This window comes from Sphingobacteriales bacterium, from assembly GCA_016700115.1.
Classification (GTDB): Bacteria; Bacteroidota; Bacteroidia; order Chitinophagales; family UBA2359; genus UBA2359.
Genome location: CP064999.1, coordinates 2048625 through 2069578 on the forward strand (window position 1 = coordinate 2048625; position 20954 = coordinate 2069578).

General features: G+C 40.1%; 12 protein-coding genes. 5 read left to right on the top strand and 7 right to left on the bottom strand.

Annotated elements, in window-relative coordinates:
- Nucleotides 1-20: 20 nt before the first annotated feature.
- From IPM47_07285 to IPM47_07310, 6 genes are all read right to left on the bottom strand, one after another.
- A complete protein-coding gene (locus IPM47_07285; GenBank protein ID QQS30723.1) occupies nt 21-1703 on the bottom strand; it encodes a hypothetical protein in 1683 nt (560 codons plus the stop codon).
- 165 nt (nt 1704-1868) lie between these two features.
- Nucleotides 1869-3521, bottom strand: a complete 1653-nt coding sequence (locus IPM47_07290; protein QQS30724.1) for a hypothetical protein — start codon at nt 3519-3521, stop codon at nt 1869-1871.
- Between the two features lie 61 nt (nt 3522-3582).
- Nucleotides 3583-5205 carry a PKD domain-containing protein gene (locus IPM47_07295; GenBank protein QQS30725.1) on the bottom strand — a complete coding sequence of 541 codons (1623 nt, stop codon included), beginning with the start codon at nt 5203-5205 and terminating at the stop codon, nt 3583-3585.
- A gap of 7 nt (nt 5206-5212) precedes the next feature.
- Complete coding sequence (locus IPM47_07300) at nt 5213-7354, bottom strand: hypothetical protein (protein ID QQS30726.1); 2142 nt, start codon at nt 7352-7354, stop codon at nt 5213-5215.
- 209 nt (nt 7355-7563) lie between these two features.
- Nucleotides 7564-8865: a phosphotransferase gene (locus IPM47_07305; protein QQS30727.1), complete on the bottom strand. Its 1302-nt coding sequence runs from the start codon at nt 8863-8865 to the stop codon at nt 7564-7566.
- A gap of 175 nt (nt 8866-9040) precedes the next feature.
- Complete coding sequence (locus IPM47_07310) at nt 9041-11470, bottom strand: endonuclease MutS2 (protein ID QQS30728.1); 2430 nt, start codon at nt 11468-11470, stop codon at nt 9041-9043.
- Nucleotides 11471-12432: 962 nt separating this feature from the next.
- On the opposite strand from IPM47_07310, the gene lon reads away from it, so the two are divergent.
- Entirely contained in the window at nt 12433-14847 is a 2415-nt protein-coding gene (gene lon / locus IPM47_07315; GenBank protein ID QQS31414.1) for an endopeptidase La, read from the top strand.
- 125 nt (nt 14848-14972) lie between these two features.
- A complete protein-coding gene (locus IPM47_07320; GenBank protein QQS30729.1) occupies nt 14973-16793 on the top strand; it encodes a S9 family peptidase in 1821 nt (606 codons plus the stop codon).
- An 80-nt stretch (nt 16794-16873) separates the two neighbouring features.
- Here the strand turns inward: IPM47_07320 and IPM47_07325 are convergent, their stop codons facing one another.
- A complete protein-coding gene (locus IPM47_07325; protein ID QQS30730.1) occupies nt 16874-17293 on the bottom strand; it encodes a hypothetical protein in 420 nt (139 codons plus the stop codon).
- A gap of 160 nt (nt 17294-17453) precedes the next feature.
- Between IPM47_07325 and IPM47_07330 the strand changes: the two genes are divergently transcribed.
- The 3 genes from IPM47_07330 to IPM47_07340 all read left to right on the top strand — a co-directional run bounded on the left by IPM47_07330 (nt 17454) and on the right by IPM47_07340 (nt 20928).
- Complete coding sequence (locus IPM47_07330) at nt 17454-18731, top strand: asparagine synthetase B (GenBank protein QQS30731.1); 1278 nt, start codon at nt 17454-17456, stop codon at nt 18729-18731.
- Nucleotides 18732-19017: 286 nt separating this feature from the next.
- The gene (locus tag IPM47_07335) at nt 19018-19584 is read left to right on the top strand and encodes a YceI family protein (GenBank protein ID QQS30732.1); all 567 of its coding nucleotides are present in this window, start codon (nt 19018-19020) and stop codon (nt 19582-19584) included.
- A gap of 39 nt (nt 19585-19623) precedes the next feature.
- Nucleotides 19624-20928, top strand: a complete 1305-nt coding sequence (locus IPM47_07340) for a hypothetical protein (GenBank protein ID QQS30733.1) — start codon at nt 19624-19626, stop codon at nt 20926-20928.
- Nucleotides 20929-20954: the final 26 nt, after the last annotated feature.

Here is a 20954-nt window from a genome sequence, read left to right on the forward strand (position 1 = left end):
AAAGAGAAGAATAGTTATGGTCATACTTCTCCAAAACTTCTCCAAGCTAACCCAACTTCTACATGTGTACATACCCACCCTATCGGTGAACCCACCACAGGATTAGAGTTAAATACAATGTCACCAATTGTTGTCGGAACATCAGGAGCGGCGTTCGCTACATCTATTTTTATTCTGTTGGATCCTTTTCCCATAAAAAATCCTCTTGGAAATGCGACATGGCCCCATAATCGGTGACCGCTATAATTATCCGACAAATTGGCCTTTATACTTGAAAATGCCATCCCGGTAGTTACTTCTGCAGGGACTAATACAGGAATCGAACTCATTGGTTGGGCATAGTATCTCAACCGATACCAGTTATTGTATTCACCTAATTCTTCAGGGGTAAATTCAAGCCGCCATCGCCCGAATGTAACACCTTCAAGGTTCTCAATTTTCATCTCTTCGATGGTTTCATTTACTGTTATTATCTCAACGTTGATTAAATTTTTACGATTTTGATTATTGGCTAATGAAATATTAATTTCAGCCAACTCTTCTTCATCAGTAGTGAGATCCATCTGTTCAAGCAACTTTTGGCGTTGATCAATTAACTCTTCGAGTTGACGGTAAAGGTCAAATCTGAAACGTAAAGTGGTAATTTTAGTTTTATCGAGATGTTCTTTATCTAATCTTTCAAAAGGGAAACCACCGGTCTGAAAATCTTCGTTTGCACCAAATTCAAATATTACACCGGGAAATACACCGCCTGCGGTAAAATCGACAATGCTGCCCATCCTGTTTTCAAAACGTATTCCTCTGTTTTGGTTCTGTATATAAAAAGTTTGACCTCTCAATATAGTACCACTACCTATTGGGATTTCAGATTCTGAACCCATCCATATTCCCGGCTTATCTATTTTGGGGGCTAATTGGTCATTTTCTGCAAAACAACCTAAAAACAATCCATTTTTTGCCTGATAGCTGATTGGCAAATTGCTTGTGCTGTTTATTCCAGCAGTATGGCAACCAACATAATTATTTCCGGCAAAACTTTGATCTATTATTGCTCCTAATGAATTTGCATTTGCATCCAATCCTAATATCACACCATTTGAAGCTTCAGTATAAAACCCATATCTGGCATTGCGATAGGATTTCACATGATAAAATTGACATCCGTTTGCCATTTCCAGAATATGAATTCCGTCATTTATTGCGAGTTCTATGTCTATATGTTTAAGAGTGGCAGGCTGCATCAACAAAATCCCGTGCTGCATTAGTCCGAGATCAGATCTGCTGACTTTAAAATGCTCTAAAGTTACATCGTTTGTTAGAACTCTGATTGCAGGATTTATAACGTCTGTATTTGCATATTCAATTATGGTAGATTGTCTGCCATCTCCGCTAATTATAACAGAACGGTCAATATTTAATGGGTTTCGAATTGGGTATGTTGTATATGTTGCAGGATCAGGACCTGGGTCTAATGCAGTGCTGCTCGTATAGCTTGCTGGAAAGTACACTCGCTTTAGAGGAACTATTAAATTAAGCATAGTATTGAAAACAATATCCCAAGTATGCTCCCCTGTTTCCCCTGTTTCAATTGGCGGTACGCCGGCTAAAGTATCTAACAAATATTCGGGATTTGAAACAGGATTACTGCCTAATGAGGATTGCACAATATACGCACCAATTGCAAATTCAACGATATTAGTCATAATATTTATTGTTTAAAATGGTTTAATATTATTCACCCGTTACAATCAACCGGACAATAGTTTGTTCGTTGGGGCGATGAGTTGTAGCTGGTTATGTAAAAGCCCGATACATTTATTTAAATCAAGGAGTATTTCAACATCTTGAACAAAGTTTTAAAGAAATAGCTATTCTTCAATCGTGTCAAATTTTCGCCAAGCTAATCCTCCTCCTACGTCTGCGCATATCCATCCCACATTTGAACCTATAGTAGGATTATAATTGAATATAATGTCTCCAAGTTTTGTAGGATTATCGGGTGCGGCATCCGATACTCCTACTTTTATTCTGTTAGAGCCTATTCCTATAAAAAATCCTCTTGGAAATGCGACATAACCCAATAATCGGTAGCCGTCATTTTCCTGATGCAAATTAGCCTCATTACTTGAAAATGCCATACCGGTGTTAACTTCAGCCTCTACATCTGGAGGAATAAATATATCCTGATTAATAATTTTGGGTTGGGCATAGTATCTCAAACGATACCAATCTTTGTATGAACCAGATATTTCGGGGGTATATTCAAGTCGCCATCGCCCGAATATAACACCATCAATCGTGTCAATAGGAATATCTTTGATGATTTCTTCTACTGCACTTATCTCAAGATTTATTAAGTTTTTCCGGTTTTGATTATTGGCTAATGAAATTTTAATTTCAGCCAACTCCTCTTTATCTTTAGTGTGCTCCATTTGTTCAATCAACTTTTGACGTTGATCGATTAACTCTTCGAGTTGATGGTAAAGGTCAAATCTATAACGTAATGTGGCGATTTGTCTTTCGTCGATAAGCTCATTGTCTAATCTTTCGAATGGAAAACTTACAGTCTGAAAATCTTCGTTTGCACCAAATTCAAAAATAATACCTTCAAATATACCGCCTGCAGTAAAATCGACAATATTACCCATCATGTTTTCAAATCGGATCCCCCTGTTATGGTTCTGTATATAAAAGGTTTGGCTTCTCCATATAGAACCACTACCCACAGGGGTTTCAGATTCTGCACCAATCCATATTCCCGGCTTATCTATTTTAGGGGCTAATTGGTCCCATTCTGCATAACAACCCAAAAACAAACCATTCTTTGCCTGATAACTGATTGGCTGGAAAGTGTCGTCAATCCCGGCAGTATGGCATCCAACAAAAATATTTCCGGCATTGCTTTGATCCATAACTGCTGCTTCTGCATTTACATTTGCATCCAACCCAATTATTACTCCATTTGAAGCTTTCGTGTAAAATCCATATCTGGCATTGGAATATGATTTTACATAATAAAATTGACATCCGTTTGCTACTTCCAGAATGTGAATTCCATCATATAATGCGCGTTCTATATAGAGTTGTTTAACTGTGGCAGGCTGCGACAATAATATCCCGTGTTCCATTAACCCTGTATTAGTTCTGCTGACTTTAAAATGCTCTAAAGTTACTCCGGGTGACAGAACTCTGATTGCCGGACTTTCATTGAATGTATCTGCATACTCTAATATGGTCGAGCGTCCGCCATCTCCGCACACAATAACAGGGCGGTCTATATTTAAAGTATTGAGAATAGGATAACTTGGGTAAGTAGCCGGATTGGGAGCAGGGGCTAAAGCAGTGGTACTTGTATAGCTCGCCGGGAAATATATCCGTTTCGGGGTATTTCCTAAATTAAGCATAGCGTGGAAAACTCTATCCCAAGTATGATCACCTGTTTCAAGTGTTGGTTCTCCAGCTAAGGTATCTAACAGATGATCAGGATCGGAAACAGGATTACTGTTTGCGGCTGCAAACATAGGATATGAGGTTAGGGCAAAATCAACGATATTAATCATAATATTTTTTATCTAAGATGGTTTAAATCATTCCCCCGAAACTACCAACCGCACTGTAGTTTGGGAGTTTGGGGTGATGAGTTGCAGAAAGTAAAAGGCGGTATGTATGCGATGGCAGGATTCCGGAAGGTTGGTTGGGTTGCTCCCGGTAGAGGATATTGCCTGTAAGGTTAAACACCCGCAATTCTAAGGAAGCACCCGAAGAAATACCGTCTGCCTGCCAATAGATGTTTTGATTTGCCGAAACAGGGTTTGGATATAGTGTTGTTATGGACTGAATGGGATTATCGGGCTTATGTATGCCAGTAGCCACATCAATTTGGGTGCAAAGGGTATCGTTACCGCAGGGGTTGGTGGCGACGAGGCAAAGGTTGTAGGTTCCGGGGTTGGGATAGGTATAAACGGGAGTTGCAGTTTGGGCGGTATCCGAATTTCCGAACAACCAGGTATATTCGTGTGCGCCGGTGGAGGTATTGCTTACTATGTTTAGGGTGTAGTTGTCTATGGAATGGATAAAAGCGGCCTGCGGCCGGCAATTGCCTGTGGAATCCATTTTTACAAAAAAGGGATATCTTTCATTTAGTGGAGAGGTTATATGTACTGCAACTCCACCTATAAGGTAACCACCGTCAGAAGTTTTTATAATAGTATTGCCAACTGTTCGATAGTTTTTGATCCTGATATGGTCGGACTGCCATTGTAAATTGCCGTTGTTATCTATCTTGATTACCCAGAGTTTTTCATCACTATTAGTTCTTCCAACTGCAATATAGCCATCTGTGCCGGTGCTGATAATGTTGTGAAAACCATAAGTTCCTGGGACAACAGGAGGAATAGTGGTTTGATAAACATTACTCCAAATAAAATAGGTGTTTACGGCAACTTTTGCTATAGTGCGATTTCCAAAAGTTACAATATAACCGTCTCCTTCGTTTGAATGAATAATGCTTCGGGTTTCTGCATTAAAACCATCAATACAAGACTGACTTATTGAGCTTCCATTGGGAACTTTGATAAAACAGGAATGGCAATCATTACATTGTGCAAAAACCATCCATCCATTTCCTTCCAATAAAGGAACCATGTCGTTATTTGCACCTGCTGCCCAGTCATCTAATGTTTGGACAGGTAGGGCCAAAATACGAACAGAACTTTGAAAATCGCCGGTTGAGCTGTTTAAGAACCAAGTGCAGTTATACTCATAAGGAAATGGTGCATCACCAATTAAAATAGTTTGTGTTCTGCCGGAAAAATAAACGATATCTTCATTATTGGATACTGCTTCAAAAATTAAACCTAATCCTGTGGGATTTATAGCTGAAAATGGAATTTCCCATACTAAAACAAAATTGGAATCAAATTTTGTATTATTGACAATATATCCCCCATCGTTTGTTTGTACAATATGCCCGGCAGCAATATTGCTTGTCCACAGCGTATCACCGTTTTCTGAATTTATCATTATTAATCCGGGATCAAGACCGCTACACAGATAATTCCCATTCTCTAATTCAACTAAATCCCAAACATTAGTATAACTAGGCCCTAAAATATAGTTAGGTATAAAAAAGCTCACCCAACCTTGAGCATTGACAAATTGTGTGCAGAGAAGAGCTGTAATTAGGTAGTAGATTAATTTATTCATGGCATTGCTAAATTGGATTTATGTGCCAAAATGGTTTCCAAATCGCATTTATTGAGTCAATTGGATTCCCCTCATCATATAAGAATGACTCGGTACAAATCCAAGCAACATATTCTAATTCATTAATAATTTCAGAGTCGTCATCATAAGTTGGTTTTCTGTTTAAATGTATATCACCTATATTGCCAATTACTTTTGTTAATGGAATAGTTGGAGTTAATAAAATTGGAATACCATTATTATGAACGGGTTCTTCAACGGGTTTACCCTCACCTACCGTAATTCTAATTTTCTTTTCACCCTCCTCGTCATTTTTACTCATCAGGATGGGATTGAAAAAATAAGGCATTCCGGGCGGAGTTTCACCTCCTGTTAGTAATCCGGATAGGGACAAACCTCTACCAGCATCAGCGTTGGCTTCGTTGAATACATAATAATTGCTATTGCCTGTACCAATATTTGGTAATTCTTTTACCGACAAAGCCCATTCTCGGGAGTTGGTATGTCCAAATCCTAAGATATCAACAGGGGCGTTTGGACCTGCATCGAAAAATACGCCCGCACCCCCAAAAACTCCGTCTTCAGGGTCGGGAGTGGTGCCGGTCGAGTTTCTAAATCGGACTACCTGACGGTATAACGGGAAAATACCGCCTTGTTGAAGAATAGACGCTCCGTTCCGCCACACACCATCAGGAAAATAATTTGGGCTGTATTCCGTACTGCCTCCTATCCATTGTGCCGGTATTTCAAGCAACACCCTCCCCTCGCCGGTACAACCGATAAACAAGTTATAATTTACACCGCTTTCTACTCCCGTAGTATAAGCGCCGGTTAAATTTCCTTCGCTATGACAACCAAGATAAGTATTTCCCAATCCACTGTTATCAAATATTCCCCAACTTCCATTGCGGACTGTGTTCAAACTTACTATAGCGCCTGCATTGGCATCAATTCCGGCCACATAAAGTCCGTTTCTCTTACAATGGCTGATACGGGAATTGTATATCTGACTTACATTGACATTTGTGTAAACGCTAATTGGGTATCCGTTGTTGACATTGTCACAGGCATAAACAAAAAACACTTCTGAAACGGCATTAATACTGCCATCATAAGTAGCTTTTATCCGAATAGGAAATTGTCCAAAAGGAAACGATGCGGTATCGGCATTAATACTAAATATAACTGAATTGGCAGCAATTGGTCCAGAAGAAACCTCAAAAAAAGGCATTAGCAAAACAGATAAATCTTCACCTCCAATAAGTATTTCAATTTCTAAGTTATCTAATACGGTACTTCCGTCTAACTGTGTTTTATTAACAGCATGCAAAAAGTTTATTTCTAAATCAGTGAGATTGGTATCAATATCCGGTACCGGACTAATTCCTACATATTCCGAATATCTGAATTGGATATAATTATCAGGTAAAGGAGTGGGGGTTAATTGATTTAGAATATGTTCAGGGTCAGGAGGATTGGCTATCATTATGCCGTCAATTTCGTAAAATAGCCCCCATATTCTTTGCCCCTCAAGAAAAAAACTTCCGAAATTAGTACCAACCAATCTGATACCATCTCCCGGGAAGCCTCTAATGTTACAATTGTTGATTGCAGTACGTTTATGTAGTACCATTCCATGTCCAAATCCAAAATCAGGATTGGCGGGATTTTGGTAAACTTCTGATGTATTGTTATAAATCAGCGAAAAGTCTTCTAAAGTGGGTTCTGCATTAGTGAGGAAATTGCCTTCTTCATCTATAAACTCCAAAATATCATATCCCGGTGACCAAACAAAATCAATTTCAGGTCCGATAGGCAAAGTGGGGTGATTGAGAAATGAACCTGTACCTAAACCATTATTGAAATGAACAATCAAACCGTCTGCCGGCAATGAAAGACCGCTATCGAAAGGATGAGGAGCAAACGGGGCGTTCACAAGCAGAAAGGTGTTGTTAGGACCTGCGCCTCTGATGATGGGTGCACCGAAAACCTGAAGGGTGTTGCTGAAATGATAGATTCCCGGAGGGAAATATATTACCCCCCCATATATGTTATCACGCATAGATAATTGGGCTTCATAAAAAGCCTGTAACCAATCGCCGGTTGTAGGGTTGGGCGCACTGGGCATGGAAGTGATGTCAATAATCATGGCGATGAGGTTTTATTAGAGGTAATTGCTATTTAGTTCAAAGTTACACTGTTTTTTTGAAAAACAAATTTTTGAATTATTTTTTTGAAAAAAATAATTTGTCACTATAATCGAAATCTTTTTTAACAAGGCTATATTTCAGGTTTTTGTACGACCGTATTTTTGACATCTCTGTTAATGTAATGAAACTATGTTTTAAAACAGTTAAATTACTTAAACAACAACCGGGTGATGACCTCTGCTTTGAGGTTGTTGAGCAACTTGTATAAGCCAAAGAAGGTGCGGTTAATGTACAAGACATGTTGTGAGCCGCGTGGTTTGCCCGAATTGCGTATTTCAGGCATTCGGGCTAATTGTTCACCATAGTCATATACCTGTTTGAAAAAGGCATCATCCGCAAAATCAAAAGTGGGATATTGTAAAGGAGCGCTCAGCATGAAAATCATGTTTTTGAAAACAGGGATAAAAAAATCTTTTTCAGATTGAGTATCGTCCGGATAAATCATGTTGAGAGCAATAAACCGCTTTTCCAGTTCCAGAGGATTATTCATGATTTCGGGTTTGGCCACATCAAAATATGGACGGTATAACTCTGAAGGGATTTGTTTGACGCAACCAAAATCAATCACTGCCACAGTTCCATCCGGTTGTATTAAGAAGTTGCCCGGATGTGGGTCGGCATGGGTTAGTTTCAAGGCATGAATTTGATAGCTGTAAAAATCCCAAAGGGCTTGCCCGACTTTGTTGCGCAACCCCTGGTTCGGGTTGCTTTTAATAAACTCACCTAAAGTTACGCCATTCAGCCAATCCATGGTTAAAATGCGCTTAGAGGAATATTCAGGATAATAGCGGGCAAATTTAAGGTTTTCCAAATGACTGCATTTGGCGCTGATAGCTATGGAGTTTTGCAGCTCTAATTCATAGTCGGTTTCTTCGAGTAATTTGATTTCCACCTCATCAAAAAATATCCTCACATCTTTTTCTTTCATATTCAGAAGACGTAAGGCAAACGGTTTTACCAACTTCAGGTCAGACTTAACACTATCGGCAACTCCCGGATATTGGACTTTTACTGCCAGTTCGAGGCCATTTTTAACTGCCCTGTGAACCTGCCCGATTGATGCGGCATGACTCGCCTGCATGTCAAAACTGTCAAACAGTTCCTGGGGTGTTTTTTGAATATATTGTTTAAAAATTTTTACAATCAGCGGACCTGAAAGGGGAGGGGCGTTGTGTTGTGCCATCGAAAATATATCAGAATAGGCATCGGGCAATAAATTGCGCTCCATGCTGAGCATCTGTGCTATTTTGAGTGCGCTTCCCTTTAGCTCGCTTAGGGTTTCATAAATATCGCCTGCGTTGGCACGATCTAAATCTTCTTTGCTGACATCCTGATTTAACGCTTTTTGGGTATAGTGCTTTACATAGTTTGAGCCGACTTTTAATCCGGCTTTAACAAAACGGGTGGCGCGTTCAACTTTGGAAGCAGGTATATTTTCTTGTACTTTCATGAAATTCGGGTGAATTTACTTTAAAAAAGGTTGATCAAATTGTTTACCTGACATAATAGCTGAACAAGTAAAACACGAAAGTAAGTATAGGTACAAAGGTCTATAAAAAACCTTCATCAAAGAAATCAGGTACATACAATCAGGATAATTCGGGTAAAAGTTGGAAACAGCCCCATTACATTAACTCAACAATACTGACCCCTGCCCCTCCGTATTGGGGTTCTTCGTCTAACACTGATTTTACGCTTCGGTAGCTTTTTAGCAAATCTCTGATTGCCCGCCTCAGGATACCGTCTCCAATTCCATGGATTATTTTCACCTCACCGACACCAAACATCATTGCTCGGTCAAGCATTTCTTCTACCAATCGCATTGCTTCATCGCGGCGCAACCCTCTTAAATCTATATTGTTTTTAAACTCGCTTTTAGCCTGCAAAGTATTGTACAGGTTAATTCGCCCGGGAGTAATGTCGGGTTTTTGCTCTTCCGGCTCAACAACATCCAATTCTTTGATATGAATATGCGTTTTAATTTGGTCATACTGTACGATGGCGGTTTTTTTTCTAAGTTCAACAACCTTACCGACTTCATTGCCGCCCCTGAGCCTTACAAAGGCTCCGACTTCAACCGGTTTTTCAGATTTTCGGAAATAAATTACATCCTTAAGGGCTTCTACTGTTTCGGTCAACTTAGTTTTATCGTCTTCAATTTCGGCTTTTATTTTTTTAATCAGGTTTTTTTCACCTTTGTTTTCGTTCCATTCCCGCACCATATTTTCAAACTTCCGGTTGGCTTCTTCCAGAAATCCCAAGGCTTTCTGTTGTGCTTCCAGAATAATTTTTTTACGGTTTTGTTCTAAAGATTGACTTTTCTGAGTGTAATCTTCCAAAAGTTTGGAAAGTTGAGCCTCTTTATTGGCAAGGATTCGCGCAGTTTCATTGACTGCCTGTTTTTCGCGCTGCAGGTTGCTGAGCAGTTCATCAAACTCTTTATAGGCAATATCTACTTTTGATTTGGCAGTTTGAATAATAGAATCCGAAAGCCCGCTTTTAACTGCCAGTTCAAAAGCAAACGAACTTCCCGGCTTACCGACATCCAATTTGTATAAAGGAGAAAGTGTGGCGTGGTCAAACAGCATACAGCCGTTAAAAATGCCCGGTGTGCCTGTAGCATATACTTTAATATTGGAATAGTGGGTGGTGATGATGCCGTAGCAAAATTTTTTATTCAGATATTCGAGCAGGGCTTCGGCAATAGCTGCCCCAAGAGCAGGGTCGGTTCCTGAACCAAATTCGTCAATAAGCAGCAGCGTTTTGGAATTGGTGTGTTCGGTAAAATAGCGCATATTGCGAAGACGAGAACTATAAGTGCTCAGGTCGTTTTCGATGGATTGTTCATCACCTATATCAACAAACAGGTTGCGAAAAATGGTAAACAACGAATGATCGTCTGCAGGAACTAACATACCCGATTGCAACATCAATTGCATCAAACCCACCGTTTTCAATAAAACGGATTTGCCGCCTGCATTCGGACCGCTCACCACCAAAATGCGCTCGGCTATGGATAAAGAAAAAGATAATGGCACTGTTTTTTTCTTCAAAGCCTTGTTTTTCAAATACAGCAGAGGGTGGCGGGCATTGAAGATTTCTACGCTTTTATCGGTAGATAAACGAGGCATAGAGGCATTCAGGTCTAAGGCCAATAAAGCTTTAGCGCGGACAAAGTCCAAAATCCCCAAAGTTTGGCGGTATTGTTTAAGCGCAGGGAGGAAAGGGCGGGACTGTTGGGTTAGATTTCGCAGAATCCGGTAGATTTCCCGCTTTTCAGCTTGCTGCAACTCTATAATTTCGTTGCTGATATAAACGGTTGCTTCCGGTTCAATAAAAGTTGTACTGCCGGTATGCGATTCGTCATGAATAATTCCTTTTACCTTTCTTTTGTGCTCAGAGGGCACAGACAATACCCTTCTTCCGTTGCGGATACTTTCAGCGCTGTCTGTCAGCCAGCCTAATTTTTTATATTCATTGATGATAGAGTTAAACTTTCGTTCCAGATCAGTATAACATGCAGTAATACTTCGTTTTATTTGCTGCAATTCTTTGGAAGCGTCAGAACGAATCTTGCCGTTGTCGTCCAGCACTTGTTTAATCTGATGTGAAAGTTCTTTGCCCGGTACAAGGTTGGTAACTATATCGTAAAGGTCAGGGTATTTTTGACGGCGTTCATTTTGCTGACCGGTAAACATTCGTACAATCTCTTCTACGGTAACCAAAACTTTGGCAATTCGAAAAAACTGTTGCTCGCTCAAAACGGAGTTTTCGATACCCAATAAGGTTATTTCTTCATGGAGGTCTAAATAGTTTTCGGACGGGAACCCCTGTTGATCAACAATCAGCATTTGTTTGAAATCGTTTGTCTGCCGGAGGAGTTTCAGTATTTCGTCCGGATCTGCCAGAAAAGACATGCTTGCGCTCCATTCTTTTCCCATCGGGCTGAGGCATTTATTTGCCACTAACTCCTGCACTTTGTCAAACTCTAACTTTTGAAACAGATCTTTCGGGTATAGGTCAGTTTTATATTTTTCTTTGTCAAAATATTTCATGTTTCATGGATTGGGGTTAAAACTCGCCGCCACTTTTCAGACAGAATATAACATCTTAGCTCAAGATAGGCATCAGATATGATGTTGAGCAACATTAATGAACAAAAAATAGTTCAAACCAAATTTTTTTAATGGGGCAGATATTAAAAATCCGTACTTGGTATAGCCTCATTGTCCCCCTGTTTCGGGTTATTGTACCTCTGCAAAGGGTCAATGTACCCCTGCAAAGGGTTGTTGCATCCCTGCATTGGGTGAATTCACCTCTGCAATGGGTTGTTGCACCCCTGCATTGAGTTGTTGAATCCCTTCAACGAGATGTTGCACCCCTGCATTGGGTGATTGCACCTCTGCAATGAGTTGTTGAATCCCTGCAAAGGCTCATTTCACCCCTGCTTTGACTTAATGTGCCTTTGCAATAAACTATTGCACCCCTGCAATGACTCAAAGCCAACCTGCAATAAACCATTGTCAAGCCTATTTTTTACCCCGCTCTGCATGTTGCCAAAATTTTTATTGCTGTCGGGCTGGATGTTTTTGGTTTAATGGTTGCAGTATTTTGTGATTTAATAGTTGTGTTTTGATTTGTGATATTCTATTTTTAACAGGATGAAATACATTTTTTTCAATTCACCTGAATTGCAGTGTGAGAAATGTCTTTCAGATTTAGAAAGCATTGAATCGGCAATTGTCAAACCTTTTGGAAGACTGATTAGAAAAGTTTTTGTTTTACCTTTGCATATTCAAGCATTTAAAGGTAAAAATTGGCTTGTAAGAACTTTGCGAGTTAAAAAATGTTTTTCAATACGCTCTTTCTTAAAAATAAAAAGTTTCATTTGTTGTTAATTTAAAGCGTGTTTACCGGTTATTTTTTTTCAGTTCAGGAAGGTTATCTTCTATTTGAAAAACTATCAGTCAGTCCGGTTTATACTCCCGATTATTATATTTCACCAAATACCTGTTGCATGTTTGAGGAACAAAAAATGTTTCCAATGATTGACGAAGATATTGAGTTTTTACCCTTATTGTCCTTTACTGAATCCGAAGGAGAGGGCGAAGCAGATAATGCCGATAAGTATAATGAAATCTTGCCCATTCTTCCACTTCGCAACACAGTTTTGTTTCCCGAAGTGGTGATACCCATTACGGTGGGACGTGAAAAATCCACAAGAGCTGTTAAGGCAGCAAATGTCGGAGATAAATTTATTGCGGTACTCGCACAAAAAGATACCAATATTGAAGAACCTGAAGCGGATGACCTTTACCAAACCGGAACTATTGCAAAGATTGTCAAATTGCTGAAGATGCCGGACAGCGGCACAACCGTTATTTTGCAGGGACGGTCAAAGTTTGTCGTAGAAGAAATGTTTAATGAAGGTCCCTTTTTACGTGCCCGCATTAAAATTTTGCCGGATGCCGAATCGCCCGATGACCCCGAGTATAATGCCCTTATATCTACTATCAAAGATTTGTCGGGACAAATCATCAGCATCTCGCCCAATATGCCGACTGAGGTAAGCGCTATTTTGCGCAATATTGATAAGCCTGATTTTTTGATCTATTTCATTGCATCCAACCTCGGCATCGGGATTTCAGAAAAACAGGAATTATTAAATATAGAAGACCCCAAAAAAAGAGCAGTTCAGGTGCTTCGTTACCTGAACACCGAATATCAGATGGCAGAACTGAAAAATCAGATTCAGTCCAAAGTCAGAACTGACATAGACAAACAACAGCGCGACTACTTCCTTCATCAGCAATTGAAAACAATTCAGGAGGAACTGGGCAATGAAAACTATGAAGGGGATATAGACGATTTTAAACGAAAGGCTGCCAAAAAACACTGGTCGAAAGAGGTAGGCGAAACCTTTAACAAAGAATTGAAAAGGCTGCAACGGATGAATCCTGCCCTGCCCGAATACGGCCTGACCGTTAACTATCTGGAGCTTTTACTCGATTTGCCATGGAGTGAATTTACACCTGATAACTTTGACCTGAAGCGAAGCAGAAACATATTAGATAAAGACCATTACGGGTTAGAGAAAGTAAAAAAACGTATTTTAGAATATCTGGCAGTGCTTAAACTCAAAGGAGATATGAAATCTCCTATTTTATGTTTTATCGGCCCGCCCGGCGTTGGGAAAACCTCGTTGGGAAAGAGCATTGCCAAAGCCCTGAAACGCAAGTATGTGAGAATGTCGTTAGGAGGTTTGCATGATGAAGCTGAAATCAGAGGACACCGGCGAACATATATCGGAGCGATGCCCGGCAGAATTATTCAATCAATCAGGAAAACCAAGTCTTCTAACCCGCTTTTTATTCTCGATGAAATTGACAAGGTTGGAAATGATTTCAGGGGAGACCCTTCTTCTGCATTATTAGAAGTTTTGGACCCTGAACAAAACAGCACTTTCTATGATAACTATCTGGAACTGGAGTATGACTTATCTAAAGTACTGTTTATTGCAACAGCCAATTCATTGGTAAACATGCACCCTGCTTTGCTGGACAGGATGGAAATCATCGAAATAACCGGCTATTCGTTAGAAGAAAAAATTGAGATTGCCAAAAAACATCTGATACCCAAGCAAAGGCAGGAACATGGGTTGAACAGTAAAAATATAACTATTTCTTCGGCTGTATTGACAAAACTAATCAATGAATATACCCGTGAATCGGGGGTTCGCGAGTTGGAGCGGAAAATTGCGGCGTTAATGCGTTCCGTGGCCAAGTTGGTAGCCATGGAAGAAGACTATCAGCCCCGGCTAATGCCCGAAGATGTGGAACGAATATTAGGTGCCGTCATTTATGACCGCGACATGTATCAAAACGATAACCCACCGGGCGTTACAGTTGGGTTAGCCTGGACACAAACCGGTGGCGATATACTGTTTATCGAATGTATTTTGAGTAAAGGGAAAGGAAAACTGACGTTAACCGGAAATCTGGGCGATGTGATGAAAGAATCAGTTACCACTGCACTGAGCTACATAAAAGCTCATGCCGAATCGCTGCAATTAGATTCCGATGTTTTCGACAATACCGACATCCATGTCCATGTGCCGGAAGGTGCTATTCCAAAAGATGGACCTTCGGCAGGAGTTGCCATGTTAACGGCATTGACCTCTGCATTTACCAACAAAATAGTCAGGCCATTTTTGGCTATGACCGGCGAAATTACCCTTCGGGGCAAGGTCTTACCTGTAGGCGGGATTAAGGAAAAAGTGCTGGCGGCAAAAAGAGCGGGAATTGTGGACATCATTCTGAGTCAGGCCAACCGGAAAGATGTCCTCGAAATTGAGCCGGAATATATTAAAGGAGTGTGTTTTCACTATGTTAAAGATATGAAAGAAGTAATTCAGCTCGCACTGACGACCTGATGTAACAAAATGGCAAAGCCTGATACTTATTCTTTCAACCGTACTCATTTGGTTCTGCTTTTCCGGTACTCCAATCATGTTTAAGCCGGGTTTGGAAGTTTAAAAACATAAAACAGATATTAAGTATGACACAAAACAGGGCATCCCGAATTCCGCTTCGCGATTTTTTTCGCAATCCCGAAAAAATGGCGTTCAAAATTTCTCCCGATGGCAACTTTATTTCCTTTATGGCACCTTTTGAGAGCAGGATGAACATTTTTGTTCAACCGGTAAAAGGAGGCGAAACCAAACGAATCACGTCTGAAACAGATCGCAATATTTCGAGTTATTTCTGGGCAAACAATCAGACGCTCATGTATTTTAAAGACAACGGAGGAGATGAAAATTTTCATCTTTTTACGGTGGATACAGACGGCAGAAATAACCGGGACGTTACCCCTTTCGGGGACGTTGTCGCAAAATTGGTGGATGAACTGCCCGAAAAAGACGAAGAAGTTTTGATAGCCCTCAATAAGCGAATACCCGAAATTTTTGATGTTTACCGGTTAAACACCACCACAGGCGAACTCAGCATGGCGGCCGAAAATCCGGGCAATATAGCTTTATGGCTGACCGACCATAATGGTCAGATCAGAGTGGCAGTTGCCTCTGATGGGGTCAACCAACATATCCTTTACCGTGAAACAGAAAATGAGCCTTTCAAAAACATCCTGACCACCAATTTCCGTCAGTCAATGTCGCCTCAGATGTTTACTCCCGACAACAAGTTTTTGTATGCGGTTTCCAATATCGGCCGCGACAAATCAGCACTCATCATTTTCGACATTGACAATGGTAAAGAGGTGGAACAGATCTATGCTCACCCCGATGTTGATGTGGCTTCGGTCATTTATTCCTTTAAACAAAAGAAATTGCTCGGGGCATCGTTTATCACCTGGGCAACTGAATATACTTTTTTTGACGAAGAACGGGCGCAATTACAGAAAAAATTGGAACAACGCACACAAGGTCATACCTATGTCATTGATTTCGATAAAAACGAAGAAAATTTTATCATAGCGGTAACATCTGACCGCAATTATGGCACCTACTACCTTTACAATCTGGCTGCCGACCAACTTACCAAACTTGCTCAAATCGGCGATTGGTTAAATCAGGACGAACTCTGCGAAATGAAACCAATTACCTATACTTCACGGGACGGGTTAACTATACATGGTTACCTGACATTACCCAAAGGAATAGAACCTAAACACCTGCCTGTTGTAGTCAATCCACATGGTGGACCATGGCATCGCGATGTATGGGGATTTAACCCCGAAGTTCAGTTTCTTGCGAGCAGGGGGTACGCTATTCTTCAAATGAATTTCAGAGGCTCGACCGGATATGGACGCGCATTTTGGGAGGCATCTTTTAAACAATGGGGGAAAACCATGCAAAACGATATCACCGATGGCGTTCATTGGCTAATCAAACAAGGCATAGCTGACCCGGAACGAATTGCCATTTACGGGGGTAGCTATGGCGGTTATGCAGTTCTTGCAGGCCTGACCTTTACTCCCGACCTTTACGCTTGTGGAATAGATTTTGTCGGAGTTTCAAACTTGTTTACTTTTCTCAATACAATCCCTCCTTATTGGAAACCGTTTTTAAATATGATGTACGAAATGGTCGGTCATCCCGAAAAAGACAAAGACCATCTGACCGCCACTTCTCCGGTGTTCCATGTTCAAAAAATTAAAGCTCCGCTTTTTGTCGCCCAGGGAGCCAAAGACCCGCGGGTTAACATCAACGAGTCGGAGCAAATTGTGAATGCTTTGAGAGATAAGGGCGTAGAGGTTCAGTATTTAGTTAAAGATAATGAAGGGCATGGATTCCACAATCAGGAAAACAAGTTCGAATTTTACGAAGCAATGGAGAAATTTTTGGCACTGCATCTGAATTAACAACAATTGCCATTTTACATTTCAGGTGATAACTTAAAACCTCTTACATCGTATCTTAAGAATCCAGCAGTTCATAAAATTCAGTTGGCCTTTTTAGCCATCCCCACAATTTCTTTATAGGGGTATTTATTTTGCCAAATCTGACCATATTGGTCAACTGCATAAGTAATGGGAGGGTCTGTAACAATAGCCAGCATAAATGAAAACTCTTTTTCACGACCCAATGGAGGGCGGTCTTTAAAACCGGCTAAGGTGATGGTGCCTTCCTTGTCTATTTGTAGAATTTCATCATTGGGCATGACATAATAAACCGTAACTTCGTCATACATGTTACATTGGTATGTAAATCCCTCGATGGTTGATCGCAATCTTGAATCTTGTAGCTTTTGAAGGCGTTCAGCCTGGATAACATCTGAACTGCGATACTGTGCACTGACCATATTGCTGAAAAAAATATTGAAAATTGAGAAAAGCAGTGTTACAATAAGTAGATGTTTCATGGGTTATTTGTTGAATTGATTGCTAATAAAGGTTAAATGTAGGTTGCCTTGTATTATGCAGGGCAATTTTCATTACTTCGAACAGTTTTTATGGTTTACAGGTTCTGACTAAATTCAATCCATTGATGAAAACTCAGCCCTTCTGCCGTATTAAAATAACATGATAATGAAAAGAATATTGTTTGGTTTTTTGTTTATGCTCTTTGCAGTAAAGCTGCAAGCCTCGTATGTTCTCATTTATATGGATGAGAAACAAAAGAATCATCTAAAAGCTTATGGAGTGGCCTATTTTGCTTTGCAGAGTAATATAGAAGTAGATTGGTTGCTCAATTATCGCGGTGGGAGTTTTGCCTTCAAATACAATGAAAAGTTAGAAGCTACCTGCCGTATCCGTGGAGTAAGCTATGATTTGGTACCCGACGTTCAATATACTACTATTTTACAGGAAATTGCCAATCCGGAAGTAAATATGGATGCGGTTAAACTTGAAAAAGTGCCTAAAGTGGCGGTTTATACACCAAGTAATAAGCCACACCACCCCGAATTGCCTTGGGATGATGCAGTTACTTTGGTTTTAGATTATGCCGAAATCCCTTTTGACAAATTATACGATGAGGATGTGTTGGATGAAAAACTTGCAAAATACGATTGGTTACACCTCCACCACGAAGACTTTACCGGTCAGTACGGTCGTTTTTACGCCTCTTACAGAAACCAGTCATGGTATATAGAGCAGGTGAAGTATGAAGAATCAAAAGCCAAACAACTCGGATTTAGCAAAGTATCACAAATGAAGTTGGCAGTAGCCAAAAAAATAAAACAATATGTTGCAGGGGGCGGCTTTATGTTTGCCATGTGTTCTGCTACCGATTCGTATGATATCGCATTGTCTGCTGAGGGAGTAGATATCTGTGACCGGATGTTTGACGGAGATGCGCCTGACCCGGGAGCGCAACAAAAACTCGACTATTCAAATACATTTGCTTTCAAAGATTACAAACTCAGTACAAACCCTTACGAGTATGAATTTTCTGATATTGACGCTACACAAACCCGGAATGTGCCCAAAAACATGGACTATTTTACCTTGTTTGAATTTTCTGCAAAATGGGATCCGGTACCGACCATGCTCACCCAGAATCACACTCAAACTGTTAAAGGTTTTATGGGGCAAACTACAGCCTTTTTGAAAAAATATGTAAAATCTGATATCCTTGTGATGGGTGAAAATAAGGCTGCTGCCGAAGTACGGTATATTCACAACGAATTTGGACAAGGATTTTGGACTTTTTATGGCGGCCACGACCCGGAAGACTACCAACACTTGGTTGGCGAACCGGAAACGGATGTAAGCCTTTACCCTAACTCGCCCGGATATCGCCTTATTCTAAACAATGTTTTATTCCCGGCTGCTAAAAAGAAAAAAAGAAAAACATAAACTTACAGTATAAATGCTAAATGCAGTTGCATTAAAATCGGTAGTTCCATAATAGGGGCTGCCGATTTTTTATTTGTAACAAAATCAGAATTTTTCATCTGATTTTGTTACGCTTCTTTTCAAACAATCAACTTGTTAATCAAATTCAAAACCTCCGCCTAATATCTAAGGTTGCAGTCCGGTTTAAGTGTTTTTTTTAAACTTATGATAGCTTTTATCTTTTTTGTAAATGACTTATGTCATTGGTTTGAGTATAAAAACGGGGATAACTTTGCACAAAAAAGAGATGAAACGAATATTTATATTGGCAGTTTGCTTAGGTTTTACATTTACAGCTATGTCTCAGGATAATTACAAACTGAAAAGCAGTACCATGAAAATTGAGGGCACTTCCTCTTTGCACGATTGGAGTGCTGAGGCCAACAAAGTAACAGGAACGGTAAATTTTAGTGAGAATGATTTGACTACCGCTTTGCAAAATGTATCTATTGAAATTGAGGTAAATGCTATTAAAAGCGAGAAAGGGTCTGCTATGGATAATAATATCTACAGTGCGCTAAAAGCAAAATCAAATCCCAAAATCACATTTCAAATGACCAAAGTGAACAGTATAAAAGGACAAATTTCTGATTTTAATGCTTTGGTAACAGGTAATCTTACAATAGCCGGGACCACAAAGTTGGTAGAATTGAATGTGAAAGGGAGAAAAAGCACCAATGGCAATTTGGTTTTCAATGGTGTCAAAAAGATTAAAATGACCGATTTTAATGTCAAACCTCCGTCTTTTATGTTTGGTGCCATGAAAACAGGTGATGAGGTTACAATTACATTCTCCACTACATTTTCAAAATAAAATCCAATTTTTTTAATTAAAACTCTAACTAATTGCATTATGAAGAAAATTATGCAAAGTGTTCGGCCTGTGTTTTTTTTAGCGCTTTATTTTATTTCAGTTGCTTTATTCGGTCAAAACGACATTCAGTATTATCGTCCTTATGACCAGCGCGGAGTTCATGTTTTTGAAACTCCGAAACAACCCCGATCAGATGAAACAGGATTCAAAGTTCGGGTTGGGGGGCATTTTGCCCAACAATTTCAGGCTTTACAACACGAATCGGATCAGGATACTTTACTGACTGCCTTAAAACCGGGTTTTAACCTTGCCACCGCAAACCTCAACATAGATGCGCAATTGCAGGATGGTATCTCAGTAAGTTTGGTTACTTATCTTTCTGCACGTCATCACCCTGAAGCATGGGTAAAAGGAGGATATCTGCAAATTGACAAAGCTTTGTTTTTAAAAAGCGAATTTGTGGATAAAATAATGGAGAACCTCACCTTTAAATTTGGCCATTTTGAAATCAATTACGGGGATGCACATTTTCGCCGGACAGACAACGGCAATGCTATGTGGAACCCATTTGTCGGCAATTACATTTTGGATGCTTTTACCACAGAAATTGGTGGAGAGGTCATTTACCAATGCGATAAGGGATTATTGGCAGTGTTTTCAATGACCGGTGGCGAAATCAAAGGAGATGTTTCAGAACCTGTTGTTACTACACAGGATGACAAGGCCAAAAGAAGCCCTTCTATCATCGGAAAATTTGGGTATGATAAACAACTCACTGAAGATTTAAGATTGCGTGCTACAGCCTCTGCCTATTACACGGCAAGTTCTACCAGCAATACACTTTATGGCGGCGACCGCACAGGATCCAGATATTATCTTGTGCTTGAACCCCAAACAGCGTCTGCTCAAACCAATTTCACCTCCGGACGATACAATCCCGGATTTAGGGACAAAGTAACTGCCGTTATGGGCAATGTGTTTTTGAAATACAAAGGCGCAGAATTGTTTGGAACTTATGAAATGGCTAGCGGTCGGGCAAACAACGAAACCGACACCCGGAAAGTCAGCCAATTGGCCGGAGAATTGTTGTACCGCTTTGGCAAAAACGAGCAATTTTTTGCGGGTGCCCGTTATTGCAGAGTAAACGCCGAACATCTTGCCTCCGGCAATGTCAGTGATATCAATATTGACCGTATTCAGGGTTCAGTGGGTGCATTTGTTACCAAAAATATTTTGGCAAAAGTCGAATATGTTACACAGAACTACAACGACTTTCCGGCTGCCGATTTACGCAGCAATGGTAAATTTAACGGGGTGATGGTTGAAGGTGTAATTGGATTCTAAAATTCTGTTATTTGGCTTTTAAAAAG